At 33.7% G+C, this 16,242-nt stretch carries 10 protein-coding genes and 1 tRNA gene; 4 read left to right on the forward strand and 7 right to left on the reverse strand.

What is annotated here, in order from left to right:
* Positions 1-53: 53 nt before the first annotated feature.
* Together Q0921_RS09125 and Q0921_RS09130 are read right to left on the reverse strand one after the other, a co-directional pair.
* On the reverse strand, positions 54-863 hold the full coding sequence (locus Q0921_RS09125) for a hypothetical protein (RefSeq protein WP_299256012.1): 810 nt from the start codon (positions 861-863) through the stop codon (positions 54-56).
* A 526-nt stretch (positions 864-1,389) separates the two neighbouring features.
* A tRNA-Gln gene (locus Q0921_RS09130) sits at positions 1,390-1,462 on the reverse strand.
* 215 nt (positions 1,463-1,677) lie between these two features.
* Here Q0921_RS09130 and Q0921_RS09135 point away from each other — a divergent pair.
* Positions 1,678-4,992: a DUF2723 domain-containing protein gene (locus Q0921_RS09135; RefSeq protein WP_299256014.1), complete on the forward strand. Its 3,315-nt coding sequence runs from the start codon at positions 1,678-1,680 to the stop codon at positions 4,990-4,992.
* 47 nt (positions 4,993-5,039) lie between these two features.
* Positions 5,040-5,678: a polysaccharide deacetylase family protein gene (locus tag Q0921_RS09140; protein WP_299256017.1), complete on the forward strand. Its 639-nt coding sequence runs from the start codon at positions 5,040-5,042 to the stop codon at positions 5,676-5,678.
* A gap of 23 nt (positions 5,679-5,701) precedes the next feature.
* Here the strand turns inward: Q0921_RS09140 and Q0921_RS09145 are convergent, their stop codons facing one another.
* Positions 5,702-5,998 carry a co-chaperone YbbN gene (locus Q0921_RS09145; protein WP_091407947.1) on the reverse strand — a complete coding sequence of 99 codons (297 nt, stop codon included), beginning with the start codon at positions 5,996-5,998 and terminating at the stop codon, positions 5,702-5,704.
* An 81-nt stretch (positions 5,999-6,079) separates the two neighbouring features.
* Positions 6,080-7,318, reverse strand: coding sequence for a metallophosphoesterase (locus Q0921_RS09150; RefSeq protein WP_299256019.1), 1,239 nt, complete (start codon positions 7,316-7,318; stop codon positions 6,080-6,082).
* A gap of 400 nt (positions 7,319-7,718) precedes the next feature.
* Between Q0921_RS09150 and polA the strand changes: the two genes are divergently transcribed.
* Positions 7,719-10,547: a DNA polymerase I gene (polA, locus tag Q0921_RS09155; protein ID WP_299256020.1), complete on the forward strand. Its 2,829-nt coding sequence runs from the start codon at positions 7,719-7,721 to the stop codon at positions 10,545-10,547.
* Positions 10,548-10,612: 65 nt separating this feature from the next.
* Entirely contained in the window at positions 10,613-11,443 is an 831-nt protein-coding gene (locus tag Q0921_RS09160; protein WP_299256021.1) for a tellurium resistance protein TerC, read from the forward strand.
* A 90-nt stretch (positions 11,444-11,533) separates the two neighbouring features.
* Here Q0921_RS09160 and Q0921_RS09165 read toward each other — a convergent pair whose 3' ends face one another.
* From Q0921_RS09165 to Q0921_RS09175, 3 genes are all read right to left on the reverse strand, one after another.
* Positions 11,534-12,022 carry a lipocalin family protein gene (locus Q0921_RS09165; RefSeq protein WP_299256022.1) on the reverse strand — a complete coding sequence of 163 codons (489 nt, stop codon included), beginning with the start codon at positions 12,020-12,022 and terminating at the stop codon, positions 11,534-11,536.
* 92 nt (positions 12,023-12,114) lie between these two features.
* Positions 12,115-13,308, reverse strand: coding sequence for a serine hydrolase (locus tag Q0921_RS09170; RefSeq protein WP_299256024.1), 1,194 nt, complete (start codon positions 13,306-13,308; stop codon positions 12,115-12,117).
* Positions 13,309-13,396: 88 nt separating this feature from the next.
* Entirely contained in the window at positions 13,397-16,090 is a 2,694-nt protein-coding gene (locus tag Q0921_RS09175; protein ID WP_299256026.1) for a DUF5916 domain-containing protein, read from the reverse strand.
* Between the last annotated feature and the right edge of the window lie 152 nt (positions 16,091-16,242).

Genomic DNA, 16,242 nt, shown 5'->3' on the forward strand with positions numbered 1-16,242 from the left:
AAAAAAATGCCACATTCAAGACAACTATCTGAATGTGGCTTATTATATTAATTTTAACAAGGCTGAAAACCGTATTGCTGATCAGGAGCGATCAATTGCCAATAAACGGTATCTCCATCATTAAGATAATAGTCAGCAAAACTCATACCTTCATTTCCATTAGTCCCTCCGTAATTAGGCAGTCCATTGATAGAATAAAACCAAAACGCAAAATCGGCATTAGGGTTAGACTGAAGATCGTAACAAGAATTACTAAGATCAGCCGTAATTGCATTTCCGTCTATTGTAATTTCTGACACATAAGGCTTTTGATTACCTCCTAATACTGTTTGATAACTTATATTACTAGGAAAAGCCTGTGAAGCGCCCAACAAAAGTCTTGAAACAGTAGTATACCCAGACCCAAACACAATTTGGAAATATCTGTAATTCGAATACGGACCTCCATCAGCATTTATATCACTGTTTTGTTTACAGGTGTAATCTTTAGAACCCCCATTAGGATAGTATACGTACATATGAAAAACTCCTCCATTTGAACTTACTCCGTTTTTTACTTCACTAGATTCCACATCAGAATTTGCTCTTAATACATTAGTATGCATTTTGGAAGCAGAATTATGCAATACATTCTGCAATAATCTTAATGAACGTCGATAAGAAATCTTAGTACGTAACCCAAACCCGCTTTTGGATGTGGCGGGTAAATGCTGTACTACCCTTCTCATTACTGCTCTTTCTGCTTTGGTAAGACCATAATTAGATTCAGAAGCCAATGGATTTTTAATAAATTGTTCTAAAGCCTGATCATCTAACATAAGGTGTTGGATATAATTATCCAGATTTGATTTAGATTTTTCCATTTGTATGAAATTGATTATTTAATAAACATAAATAATTACTCCTACTCTATTAAAGGCTTTTCAGATTCCGCCTATTAATCAAAATAAATGGTAGCTACCAAATCAAATGATCCTTGTGGATCACATAACAAATGTACTCTATTAACCAGTTTAAAAACCCAAGTATAAATACCTATATTTAGGGATTTTTCCCTTAATTAATAAAATTTCACATTCAAAAAATCATTACTTATGTAAAATATAGGAGACTGAATAATTACTAAACAATCCACAGTCATAAAACAAAAAACTAATTGGTAATTTCAAAATAGACATCAATCAAATGCATAATCGAATAACGAAGATCGCAAGGAAGAAGGAGATAAAAGGTTTCTGAATTACACAAAGCCTAAACTTATAATAGATTCACATTTCATATTGATCTACCAAAACTCCCTTCTACTAAGCTGAAGACAAACTTCTTGTCTCAACAAACTTAAACTTTACAAATAAAAAAAGGAGCAACATTTAAGTTACTCCTTTTTTGTTGGCCCACTAGGGCTCGAACCTAGACTCTTCTGTACCAAAAACAGACGTGTTGCCAGTTACACCATGGGCCAATTCCGTAATGCGGATGCAAATTTAAACCTTTCTTTTAAGTATCCAAACATTTTTTAAAAAAAAATGTCTTATCATCACTTTAAAAAAAATATTACGCTAATTTTAAATATATATCTATCAAAATATAAACTTCTGTTAAGCGTTTGCTAAAAAAACCAATAGAGAAGAATTTTTATTACTAAATTCGCCACACGTTATATAACAGTTATATCTTATGAGTACATTCAACTTTAAAAAGTGGAATCAAATATTAGGATGGGTAGTTTTCACAATAGCCTTACTAGTTTACTACCTAACCGTTGAACCAACTGCTAGTTTTTGGGATGCGGGTGAGTATATCGCAACCTCATCTAAATTACAAGTTGGACATCCTCCTGGAGCACCTTTATTTCAAATGATTGGTGCTTTTGCTTCGATATTCGCATCAGACCCAACTAATATAGCATTTGTCGTAAATATGACTTCAGCGTTTGCTAGTGCATTTGCCATTCTTTTTATGTTTTGGTCCATTACAATTCTAGTACAAAAGGTTATTATAAAAGATGAAGAATTTACACAAGCCAAAGCATTAGCAACCTTGGGAAGTGGAATAGTAGGTTCTCTTGCATTTGCTTTTACCGACAGTTTCTGGTTTAATGCAGTAGAAGCAGAAGTGTACGCTATGGCTACGTGCATATTATCAATACTTTTCTATCTTGGATTACTTTGGGAAAGAGATATGCATAATCCTCGAGGAAATCGTTGGTTAATCTTAATCGCTTTTATCGCCGGACTTTCTTTTGGAATTCACTTCATGGGATTACTTTCAATTCCTGCTATTGGATTACTTTACTATTTTAAAAATTACAAAGTTACCCTAAAAAACTTCATTACTGCTAACATCGTAGTTGTGGCCATACTATTATTCATTTTTAAATTACTTTTACCATCTACCTTAAAACTATTTGGGTGGTTTGAGGTAAAATTCGTTAATAGTTTAGGGATGCCTTTCAATTCAGGGACTATATTTCTGGGACTAGTAATAGCCGCAGCATTCTATTTCATTTTAAAACAGACCCGAAAAAAAGGATACCCTTTAATTAATTCTGCCATACTTTGTGTACTGTTTATTTTTATTGGATTTTCTTGTTGGATAATGCTACCAATTAGAGCAAACGCAGGAACAGTTATTAATGAAAATAACCCTAATAATGCTCGTGAATTATTAGCATATTATAATCTAGAACAATATCCAGAAACACATTTATTTTATGGCCCACAATTTACCGAAATATATGCTGGACTGGACGAGGAAAACCCATATGAAGATGACAAACCTAAATATGAAAAGAACCTTAAAACGGGAAAATATGATATCGTAAATGACTGGGAAAATGCCAGACAAAATATTGATGACGCCCAAAAAGCATTTTTACCAAGAATGTGGAGTACCGAACATATATCAAATTATATGGACTTTACAGGCCCTATTAAGTTTACTATTAAACCAGAATATCAGGATGAATCAGAATTACTGGAAGCTGTAACACAATTCAGAAGGGAATATGCTGTAGGAAAACTAGACAATGATGATTACAACAAATTCTTGCGTTCCTTTGGAGATTATCTAAATGTCGAGAAACCTTCATTCAAGTCAAATATTCAATATTTGTTAGAATATCAAATGGGATATATGTATTGGAGGTATTTTATGTGGAATTTTGTTGGAAGGCAAGATGATAATCAGGGAAAATATACAGATCTAGAAGGAAATTGGTTAAGTGGTATAAAATTTATAGACGAAATGCATTTGGGATCTCAGGATAATTTACCAACAGATGTAACAAAGAATAAAGCCCGTAATACATACTACTTTTTACCATTATTATTAGGGCTTATTGGTTTTGTATTTCAAATGCAACGAGATAAAAAGAATTTCTGGATCTTGTTAGTCTTTTTCTTATTCACGGGATTAGCATTAAAAATATATCTTAACGAAAGACCTTTCGAGCCCAGAGAACGAGATTATGCATTAGTTGGATCTTTTTATGTTTTTGCCATCTGGATCGGTTTTGGAGTATACGCTTTATTTGATATCCTAAAAAACTCGTTAAAACCCAAACTACTCGCACCCATAATAACTGTAATATGCTTACTCGCTGTTCCGGTTTTATTAGCTGCACAGAATTGGGATGACCATAATCGTTCTAATAGATATACTGCTCAAGCAATGGCAAAAATGTATCTACAATCATGTCAGAAAGATGCAATTCTTTTTACTATTGGTGACAATGACACATTTGCCTTGTGGTATGCTCAGGACATAGAAGAATACAGAACAGATGTGAGAACGGTAAACACTAGCCTTTTTGCAACCGACTGGTATATTGACCAGATGAAACGCGCAGCATATGATGGCAAACCGATCCCATCTCAATTAACTCACGATTTCTATCGATTTGGGAGTAATGACGCTATCTATTACAAGCCGGTTACCAATGACACTATGCTTATTAAAAACTGGATGCGATGGATCGAAACAGATGATCCAAGGACTAAAGGTGATCTACAAAATGGGAAACAAGTTAACACATTCCCAACTAAACATATTAGAATCCCTGTGGATAAAGAAGCTGTTCTTAGAAACGGGATTGTACAACAAAAAGATGCCGATCTAATTGTACCTTATATAGATATACATTTAAAAGGAGACTTACTTTTCAAGAATCGCTTATTAATGTTAGATATGATTGCAAACAATAACTGGGAAAGACCTATATATTTTACTGGAGGTAGTTTTGGAGATGATGACTATTTGTGGATGAAAGATTATCTTCAATTAGATGGAGTAACCTATAAATTAGTCCCTATCAGAACTCCAATAGACAAAAGAAATCCATATGATATGGGTCGTATTGACACAGATGTTATGTATAAGAATGTAACCAGTTGGAATTGGGGAAATAGTGAAAACCCTAATATCTATCACGACCCAGAAACTCGTAAAAACGCTATAACCTACAGAAGTAATCTCGCAAGATTGGTAGAAGCTCTTATTACTGAGGGGAAAAAGAAAAAGGCTAAGGAAATTCTAGACCTCGGAATGGAAAAGATGCCCATAGAATATTATGAATATTACACATTATTAGAACCATATGTTAGCGGTTACTATGAAATAGGAGAAAAGGAAAAGGCACGCGAACTATGGAACAAAATTGCGAAAAAATATCAAGAACAGCTTACTTATTTTGGAAGTCTTACATTAGAAAATCAGTATCAATATGCTAGCGAAATTGTTAGTAATGTAGAACGCTACAGAAGTGTTGTCGATCTATTACTTATCAATCAGGATAGAGATATGATAGAAGAAAAAGCAGAAGAATTTAATAGATATCTTAGACTATTTACCAGACTCTATTCTGAAGATGAAGAATATGACCGAGATCAACCAATGACAATAGAGGAATTAGATGAGAATAGCTCAATAGGAAAAGAACTTCTAGAAGGAACTCAAACTATCGATTCTTTAGATAGCATACCAAATTCATAAAATTCATTGAGCCTCTTTAAAAAAGAGGCTCAATTTTTATAACTAGCTTGAAAATAATCCCAGCCAAAACACCAGAGAGTATTAAACTACTATTCCCAAATTATATTTGGGATTTTTATGATAGAAAACAGAAAACGATTTATCTCACCTTTGATGATGGGCCTATTCCTGAAGTTACGGAATTTGTTCTAGATCAATTAAACCTATTTAACGCAAAAGCTACTTTCTTCTCTATTGGAGAAAACATTAAAAAACATCCTGAAGTTTTTAACAGAATCATTGTAGAAGGACATCGTATCGGGAATCATACTATGAATCATCTAAAAGCTAGAAAAAGTACTTTTTCTAAATATGTCAATAATGTTCTAGAATGCGAAAAAAAAATAAACGAGCACATAAAAATAAAAGATAAAATTTTTAGACCCCCGTATGGACAACTAAGCAAATCTAAGCTTACAGAATTAAGAAAGTACGGGTATCAAATTGTATTATGGGATGTTTTATCAAAAGATTGGGATAAAAACGTATCTCCAAAACAATGTTTCAATAATGTAATAAATAATTCAAAAAGTGGAAGTATTATAGTTTTTCATGATAGCATCAAGGCCTCAAAAAATCTAGAATATGCATTGCCCAACGTATTAAAATACTTTACAGAAAAAGGATACATTTTTGATAAGATATAATCAGATTTTTGATTACCATATTCTTAAACATATTCCTTCATAAGACCAATCAGAGTATTAGCATCCTGCTCTCCACTTTGCCTCCATACCATCTCACCTTCTTTGTAAATCATTAAGGTAGGAAGACCTTTAATTCGAAGCGCCGTAGCTAGTTCTTCATTTTTATCCACATCTATCTTTATCACCTTAGCTTTATCGCCAAGAGCAGCAGCTACATCACGTAATACTGGATGCATGGATACCGATGGCTCATTCCATTCAGTATAAAAATCAAGGAGCACTGGAACTTCAATACCTATTAACTCTCCAAACTTTGACATGTTTTAAAAATTTTATCTCTTACTCTGTTATAGTAACGAACAAAGCCTATATATAATTGTAAATATAACATTTTCTATGAATTAAGCTGGCTTAGAACCTTTTCTCAATTCAATCACAGTAATTTCTGGCCAAATTCCAACTCTTCCCGGAAATGCATGAAAACCAAAACCTCTATTTACATTCAAATAACGTCCCATTTCATTATACATCCCAGCCCATTGTTTATACACATATTGAACTGGACTCCATTTCAAAAACCCTGGAATTTCAATACCGAACTGAAATCCATGCGTATGACCACTAAGTGTAAGGTGATAATGATCTTCATGTTTTTTTACTTCATACTCCCAATGAGATGGATCATGGCTCAGTAAAATTTTAAAATCTTCTTTAGAAATTCCTGTTGATGCTTTCGTTAAATCTCCTGCCTTTTTGAAATTATGCCCCCAATTCTCTACACCAACAATAGCAATGCGCTCTCCTTCTTTTTCTACAAAAGTATTTTCGTTAAGTAGTAACCTAAAATCAATTTTAGAATGTACTTCTTTAATCGCTTCAAAATTAGCATCCTTTTCTTCCTCTGTATTCCAAGTCACATATTCACCGTAATCATGATTTCCTAAAATAGAGTATTTACCGTAAAAAGGTGTATCTAGTCCTTTAAAGACATCAATCCAATCATCCATCTCACTTGCCATTGTATTCACTATATCACCAGTAAACACCAGTAAATCACTTTTCTGCTCATTAATTAAATCTACAGCATATTCAATTTTAGCAACTTCATCAAAACTTCCGGAATGGATATCCGAAATCTGTGTTAAACGAAATCCATCAAATGCACTAGGAAGATCTTCAAAATAAAGTACATGGTTAATCACCTTAAAATTATACTTCCCTCTAAATATACCGTGAACTAGTCCAACAAAAGGAATTGCCGCCACACCCAAAGCCAATTGACTAATAAATTTTCTTCGATCCGGTAAATATTGAGTAGCATTTCCATCAAAAAACGTATTTGTCAGATAAGTGTAGCCTGCTACGCAAAGTCTTATAATATCTTCCCCGAACATAAACAAAACTAAAATCAACTTCGGAACCAAAGTAACTAACAATAAACCACTAGCCCTGAGAGAATATTTGGTAGGCCCCACACTCCTATCATAATTGGCAAAAACATATATTACATAACCTATAACAAGCAGAGAGAAAATTAAATATATTATTTGAAACCAATGATTTTTAGAAATGGTTCTAAGCACCTGATAAGCATATATTTCTATTAAAACGTAAAGAATTAATGGGATGATCCAGCGCATACAACTAACAATTTTTTTATGAAACAAAACTATCTCACCTTTTTACAATCATAGTCATATTTAAGTAAAAATTAACGGTTTACAAATAATCCGTAAGAAAATATAGCTATTAGCTATGTCTAGAGACGCTTAACATTATAAATCTTAGAATTTTCTTTCGTATGTAAATTTTTTATTCGTACCTTCGTTTCACCATTTAACTATGGGGATTTACAAGAAAAATCTACTTTATAAAAAAAATATTACTATCGTATTTATAGCAATTGATAACATTGTTATCAATTTTATTTTGGGGCGAAATGCCGTCATTCATTGACGGCATTTCTTATTTAGTATAATTTTGAAACCATATTCATCAATCTTCTTTTTATATTGCATTTCTAAAAACTGAATACACACTATGTCACAAAAACGTCTTTTCCTTCTGGATGCTTTCGCGCTTATTTTTCGCGGATATTATGCTTTGATAAAAAACCCTAGAATCAATTCTAAAGGACAAGACACTTCGGCTGTCTTAGGGTTTGTAAACTCGCTTTTTGATGTTATCAAAAGAGAAAATCCAGATCATTTGGCAGTTGCTTTTGACAAACAAGGTAGTAGAGATCGTTTGGAGATGTTTCCAGATTACAAAGCCAATAGAGATGAGACTCCTGAAGCGATAAAAATCGCAGTTCCTATCATACAAGAAATCCTAAAAGCTATGCATATCCCTATTATCGAAAGAGCTGGCGTAGAGGCAGATGATTTAATTGGGACTATTGCTAAACAAGCCGAAAAAGAGGGATACAAAACTTATATGGTAACTCCTGATAAAGATTATGCTCAATTAGTATCTGAAAATATTTTCATGTATCGACCTGCCCGGATGGGAAATGGTATTGAGATATGGGGAATTCCTGAAGTACAAAAAAGATTTGAAGTAGAGCGTCCAGAACAGGTTATTGACTACTTAGGAATGATGGGAGATGCAGTCGATAATATTCCTGGTCTTCCTGGTGTGGGAGATAAAACTGCCAAAAAATTTATTGCCGCATATGGATCCATGGAAGGTCTATTTGAAAATATCGATCAGCTAAAAGGTAAAATGAAAGAAAAAATAGAAGCTAACCAAGAATTAGGGCTTCTATCTAAAAAATTAGCTACAATTATTCTTGATTGTGATGTAACTTTTGATGCAAAAGATTATGAAATTTCAAAACCTGATGCAAAAAAAGTTCAAGGAATTTTTGATGAATTAGAATTCAGAAGATTAACTGATCAATTCACCAAAATCTTCTTCCCTTCAGAAGCTACCTCAACTTCCACGGCTACCACTTCATCATCAAAGAAACAGGCAGAACAAGCTGGAGCAGGTCAGTTTTCATTGTTTGGAGATAATAAAGAAACTAGTTTATCACCAACTTCCTTTTCTAGTAGGAAAACAATCTCAAATACAGAACATTTTTACCAAAGTATCGCTCCTGGGATGGGAATGAAGTTATTTCTCCAGAATTTACTAAAGCAAGAAAACGTCTGTTTCGATACAGAAACCACCGGTCTTGATCCATTAACAGCAGAATTAGTAGGTATTGCATTTTCTTGGGAAGCTGGAAAAGGATTTTATATTCCATTTCCTGAAGATCAAAGAGAAGCACAAGAACTAATCGAACAAATACGACCTTTTTTTGAAGCTGAGAATACTACCAAAATTGGTCAAAACTTAAAATATGATATTAAAGTATTAGCTAAATATAACTTAGAAGTAAAGGGAAAACTTTTTGATACCATGTTAGCTCATTATCTTATCAATCCTGATATGAGACATAATATGGATGTGCTTTCTGAAACTTATCTCAACTATACTCCCGTTTCTATTACTGAATTAATTGGCAAAAAAGGCAAAAACCAATTATCCTTCAGACAAGTTCCTACTGAAAAACAAACAGAATATGCTGTAGAGGATGCCGATATCACATATCAGCTTAAAGAACATTTTGCCCCGGAACTTAATGATGCTAATATACTATCATTGTTTGAAAACATAGAAGTTCCTCTATTACGAGTTCTTGCTGATATGGAGGTGGAGGGAATTAATCTAGATGAAGAATTTTTGCAATCGCTTTCTTCAACATTAGATAATGATATTAAAGCTTTAGAGTCCAAAATATATACAGAAGCTGGAGAAGAGTTTAATATTTCTTCACCCAAACAATTAGGAATAATCCTTTTTGAAAAAATGAAATTGGTAGACAAACCAAAGAAAACCAAAACTGGACAGTATTCTACGGCAGAAGATGTATTATCATATCTTGCTAAAGATCATGATATTATTCAAGATATACTGGATTTTCGTGGGTTATCAAAACTAAAGAGTACCTATGTCGATGCATTACCAAATCAGGTGAACAAATCTACAGGTCGCGTGCATACGGACTATATGCAAACAGTGGCCGCCACAGGTCGATTAAGCTCTAATAATCCTAATTTACAAAATATTCCGATCAGAACAGAACGCGGAAGACAGGTTAGGAAAGCATTTGTACCTAGAAACGAGGAATATACCTTACTAGCTGCCGATTATTCTCAGATAGAATTAAGAATTATTGCCGCACTAAGTGAAGAAGAAACCATGATCAATGCTTTTAAAAGTGGAGAAGATATCCATGCATCTACCGCTGCAAAAGTATTTAACGTTCCCCTTGAAGAAGTAACCAGAGAACAGCGTAGTAATGCAAAAACGGTAAACTTTGGAATCATCTATGGTGTTTCGGCCTTTGGATTAAGCAACCAAACAGACCTTTCTCGTAGCGAAGCCAAAGAATTAATTGATACTTATTACAAAACCTATCCAAAGCTTAGAAATTATATGAGTGAACAGGTAGATTTTGCAAGAGAAAATGGATATGTGCAAACAGTTCTAGGAAGACGTCGCTACCTTAAAAATATCAACTCTGCTAATGCAATAGTTCGAGGTGCAGCAGAGCGAAATGCTGTTAATGCGCCAATTCAAGGAAGTGCTGCGGATATTATCAAGATTGCTATGATCAATATCCATAAAAAACTAAAAGAAGGAAACTATAAAACCAAAATGCTATTACAGGTTCATGATGAATTGGTTTTTGATGTGTACAAAACTGAATTAGAAACAATACAATCCCTTATAAAATCCGAAATGGAAAACGCTTACATCTTAGCAGTTCCTTTGGATGTAGATATGGGACTAGGAGAGAATTGGCTGGAGGCTCATTAAAAAAGTGTAACTACTTCTAGCAATTTTATACATATAAACATAACTAACTAATCAATATTTATTTTATGGAACAACTCTTTACACTTGATAGCCTATTCACTTTGCTTATGCTAGTTTTACTGCAAGCCGTGTTAGGTTTTGACAATCTTTTATATATTTCTCTAGAATCTAAAAAAGCACCTGCAGAAAAACAAAGCTTTGTTCGTAAAATGGGAGTTGGACTCGCTATCATCTTGCGTATTGTATTACTCTTTGTCTTAATGTCGCTAATACAGTTTTTTCAGGATCCTTTTATAAGTCTCCATGATAATGGTATAATAGAATTCGAATTTAACGTACATAGTATCATCGTTCTTGTCGGAGGTGTATTTATCATTTATACTGCTGTAAAAGAGATTTGGCATATGATGTTACTGCACGAACATGAACAAGCCGAAAAAGACAATAAAAAAGGTTCGATAAAAAAGGTTATTATATGGATTGTCATAATGAACTTAGTCTTTTCTTTTGATTCTATCCTTAGCGCTATGGCACTTACTAGTGATATGGAGTATGTACCGCAGTTGATTTTGATGTCTATCGCTATTATCCTTGGTGGTGTATTGATGATTGTTCTAGCAGATAAAGTCTCTAATTTTCTTCAGAAAAACAGAATGTACGAAGTATTAGGGCTCTTTATTTTATTTATAGTAGGTATCATGTTATTATCCGAAGGTGGTCATCTAGCGCATCTACACCTTTTTAATAATGCGATTACCCCAATGAGTAAAACTACATTTTATTTTGTGATCATCGTATTAGTGATTGTAGATATTGTACAGGGACGTTACCAAAAAAATCTTTTACTTAAAAAGAGTCAACAAGAATCTATAGCACAAAAAACAGAAGATAAATAAATTTCAAAAACTTTCTTTGTTCTAAAACTTATAAACCAAAAAGCGCTTCTTTTACAAAAGAAGCGCTTTTTGGTTTATATACATCTTAAATTATTGCCTAGTAAACACCAAAGCTACTTGTCCTAAATCCCCTACTGTATCTGTAAAAGATAACATATTTTCTGTCAAGGTAATAGTGACAGTTTTTGAATCCTCTCCTGCCGGAGTAAAGATTAATTGTTCTCCATTAAGATTCCACTCACCGGTTTGGGTAAGTATTGCATCTGTACAATCAGCAGTTACTACTGGGGGCTGCACTGTCACATCAAAATCAAATATAATCTCAACCACATTCTGACTATAAGTACTATCCTCATTCACTACAATAGTATCTTCAAAACAAGGCAACTCTTCTAATAAATTAACAGAAGCTGTTCCATCCATATTCAAGTCCACAGGCAAAGCTCCAGAAGCAGATGTCAGCTCCCAAGTTCCTACAAGAGAAATAGTTGCTGGATTACCACCATTGTCATCATCAGAACTACATGACGCAAAGAGAAGTGCAAAAGACATTACAAAAAGAAAAAAATTGGTTTTCATAATTTTTCGAGTTTAGATTAATAACGGTTTATTTTAAATCTTTAGTATCACAAAAAGATAATATATAAATCTAAAAACATCTCCACTCCCACTTACCTCTGCGCAGTTGCGGTAAAAAAGTCATAGTAATTTAAAAATGTTGGAATCACTGGACCATTAAAATTATTAGGACCATTAAACAAAACACAAACCGCAATTCCATTTTCTGGATCTATCATTAATTGTGTTTTATATTGATTGACATTTCCGCCATGATAAATTATAGTTCTATCTCTATAATCTAACACTCTCCAACCTTTCGCATAGTAAGAATCTGTAACACCATCCCACAAATTAACATAGGTTTCTTTTTGACTCGTACAGATCATTGGGTTAAAAATTTCTGTCAGACTTTCTTTAGAAATTATATCGGGACGATTCCCCAACAACACCTTTAAATATTCTCCCATATCAGAAATGGAAGCGTTGATTCCACCAGCGGCAGCCACATTGTAGTAGTTTTTATGAAGATTGGTTAAATAATATTTTTTAGAATAATGATTCCATTTATGAGGTAATGCTACATTAGGATTTTGCTTAATATCTTCAAAAGTACTGGAGGCATTTCTCATTCCTGCCGGCATAAACAATCGCTCTTTAAGTAAAGTATCAAAGCGTTTTTCCGTTGCATTTTCCATTACCTTCTCTATTACAGAAAAAACAGCATTCTGATATTCATAATCTGTTCCTTCTTTGGCAACAACTCCATTTCTCTTAAAATTAGAGATAATACTTTTTAATGGCAGACCTTTATGTATAAGTTTAGAGTTTGTATACTTATACAATCCAGCTGTATGAGACAAAAGGTGGTTTACTTTCAATCTTTTAGCCTGTGCCTTATCTTTTAAATCAAAAGAATTCACAGATTCCTTTACACTTTGCTCCCATTGCAATTCATTTTTATCTACCAGATTTCCAGCAAGGACTGAAGTAACTCCTTTGGAGAGGCTCGCAATCCTAAAAACCGTATTAACACCCACAGAATCTGTTGTGTGAATTTCCTTTACACCGAAACCTCTTTTATAAATTACCGTAGAATCTTTAACAATCACTATTGCCGCACCAGGACATTCTGAGATATTAAAATTAGTCGCAAAAAACTTCTCATAATGATCCAGAAAAAACGACAAAGAATCTATCTTTTCTGTTTCCGGTTTTGAATCCACAACCACCTCTTTTTCCTCCTTCTTAGGGGTTATACATCCAAAAATGAATAAAGAAATAAAAAAACCTATAATTTTTTTCATACAGCAATAATCTTAACTGCTGCAAAATACATTTAAAAAAACCTTCTGTAAAAACTTTCTTAGAACCTTTTTTTACATTTTTACATTTTTACAATACAAACCTATATGTTGCTTTAATTAAAAAAGTATTATCTGGTTGTTGCCCAAAAATTTGATTATCTAAACTTCTAAACAGATGATCTCCTGGATCACCTAATCCAGTTACTCCTTGTGACCATACCAGAAAAATTTCTGATCCAGGAATGTATTCCCAACGTAACACCAAGTTAGATCGAAACTGCACAAATGAAAAATCCGGGTTATCAAAGGTATAATCAACTCCACCTCCATCTTCATCCACAGAATATATATCATCAGCAAAAGAAATTTGACTATCATCATACAATGTAACTCTCTCATTTAAATCTGAAGCAACAGGATTATTAACATAATTAAAATCTTTATAAGTCCCTCTAGAAATAAAAGGCTGTCCATAATATTGTATGGTAAGATTAGGATTAATATTATAATTAAGTCGAATACTGGCGCTTAATGTCTGTTGATCAATTCTGGCAGTAATATACCTTGGTGTTCCTGCAAAATCAGTTTCAGTAACATATTGAGTTTTATTAGGATTTCTTTCAAATTCTGGATTTAGAGAAACACTAAACGCATTAAATGGTTGATAATTTAACCTTAATACATACCTATGGAAAGTGAAATTATTCTGACGTGCTCCAGAATTTACATAACCAACGGTAAAATTAAATTTCTTTCGACTATCTGAACCAAAAAAAAGAAAAGCAAAATTCTCTTCAGAAAATCTCCATCGTGGACCTCCACGTAAAACGGTATTTGTAAAAATTCTAGGTTTATGTGCAGCTCCTACCTCTGTCCACCAATTATTTTTATAATTGATAAACCCATTAAACTCATATTGCATACGATTATAATTACCTTCAAAATCAAAAGTAGACGATTGCTCTAGACTCACATTAGCTCTCCTGTAAAACTTTGTTGGTTTCAGGAACAAATAACGAACATTAGCAAATTGCCTTATCTCATCTGCTTGTCGTAAAAAACCAACGTCATTGAGTTCTAGCTCCGGAGAACGCCAGAATACCCCACCACTATATCTCCAATTTCCACCTCCAGACTTACCTCCAATTAGCTTACCTCCAGTCCCAGATAGAGACGTGCGATTAGGATCAACTTCTACATGGTCTGCATCTACTCTTTGAAAAAGATGTGTTAACTCATTTTGAGTAGCCTCAATAGCTTCTTTAGACCCTTCTACATGGCTTGTTACTAAGTTTCCTTCAACAAAGTACTTTCTATCCTTCCAATTATGCCTAAAATCTAACCCTGCAGTATACGCTGATTTTCTCAAAAAGTTCAGATTATTCTCCCTTAACCCGACTAATTCCGATGTTTCGTCTGTATCCGAATTATCATAATCTATATTAAGCACATCTCCAAGGTTACGATTGGTGGCCGTAAAAATCCCCCCTATATATGTATTCCGATCATTAAAATCTTTTTGCACCCTACCAACGAAATAATTTGTTAATGGCTCTACAATGGTTTCTCTTCTATTTCCATCAGCATCTTCAATTTTAGCTATCTCTCTCTCCGTAACGCTTTCTAAAATACCGATAGACCAACCATTTTTTGTTTTTCCACTAAACTTGGCAGCTCCTAAAATAGTTGTATTATTTGGCCTATCCACATACTCAGTATCAATCGGACTTGAACCTATAGAGCCTTGCGGACTTCTACCAATTCTCCTAGAGTAAAACACATTATCTTGCCCATTCGCAAACTGATAATCAAAAATATTTTTATTTTCCACAAAAAAAGGTCGTTGTTCTCTGAAAAAAATCTGAAAGCCATCCAATGCAATAGCAGCCGGATCAGCTTCTACCTGTCCAAAATCAGGATTTACAGTTAGATCCATAGTAAGGTCATTGGTTATACCGATTTTAGCATCCAATCCTCCGTTTAATTTAAAATCATCTCCATCCCTAAAAGGATTTCCATCCTCTTCCGGAAAAGTATCGTATTGCGTTACCGCAAAAGGTTGAATCTCCAGTTGCTTTTGTGGTTCAATATCAATCAACCCATGTAATTCTCCAAATTCACTAACCCATCCTGGCGCATCTTGCGGAATCCGCTGCCACACCGACCGTTCTTCTTTTCTAAAAAACCTCCTATTCACTTGAAGACCCCAAATTTGTTCTTTACTCTTACCAAATTTTAGTTGACTTAAAGGAATTTTTACCTCTGCAGTCCATCCTTCATCATCAATATTAGTAGCGGTATACCAAATAGGATTCCAGCTACCATCCCAGTTATCACCATTATTCGATATAAATTCGTCACCTTTTACGCCTGCAGCAGTAATCGTAAAAGAAAACCCAGTTCGTTTATCATGATAACTATCTAAATTAATCTCTACCCAATCTCCCGCAAAACCGTCACGCCTAGATAATCTTTTTTCTATTTTATCTGGTTCTGTATCATAACATCTATATGCGATATAAAGATACTTTTGATCATACAGCATTTTAAATTTAGTCTGTTGACTTGGAGGTGTATTCTCGTCCGGTTCATTTTCAATAAAATCTCCTGACCACGCTACCAAATCCCAACTAGATTCTTCTATTAAACCATTAATCGTTGGTGCCTCTGATCCATTAAGAGGTTTCGTAGTGTAGATCCTTTTTTTTACCACTGTAGAATCTTGTGCATTCATAAATAGTGTAAAAAGGAAGATTCCAAACACTTGGAGGGTGTACTTCATGATGATTAGTTTGTTGATTGATGTTTAATACAGGACATAAATTATGAATCTTTGTCACAGTTACCTTACTTATTTAGTAAAAGATTAACATGAAAAAGAAGTTTTAATAGTCAAAACAATAAAAAAATCATCTGATAATTGATCTCCCTGAA

It is taken from the genome of uncultured Aquimarina sp. (genome assembly GCF_947496855.1).
GTDB lineage: Bacteria > Bacteroidota > Bacteroidia > Flavobacteriales > Flavobacteriaceae > Aquimarina.